The organism is Achromobacter sp. 1014246743 (genome assembly GCF_059760725.1).
Genome location: NZ_JCBANA010000190.1, coordinates 1 through 250, shown reverse-complemented (window position 1 = coordinate 250; position 250 = coordinate 1). Strand labels below are relative to the sequence as shown.

The window sequence follows — 250 nt, the reverse complement described above, 5'->3', positions numbered from 1 at the left end:
GATGCGCCCGAGGGAATCGGAAGATACCGTCTTGGCCGTCAAGTAGAAAAAGCGTAATCAGGCCTGTAAGGCTGCCGCGTCTTGAGCACGCCGAAGCACAGATGCACCACTTTTCGCATGCAGGCGCCCAGGGCCGACATCTTGCTCTTGCCCGCGGCCAGCAGTCGTTGATACAACGCCCGCACATGGGGGTTGTGCTTGGACGCAACGACGCCAGCCATGTATGCCAACGCCCGTACGTCCGCAGGAC

The 250-nt window shown here is 60.8% G+C and carries 1 pseudogene; it reads right to left on the bottom strand.

Annotated elements, in window-relative coordinates:
- Positions 1-38: 38 nt before the first annotated feature.
- Positions 39-250: pseudogene (locus AC6LJ2_RS30195) on the bottom strand (IS110 family transposase); the annotation flags it as partial.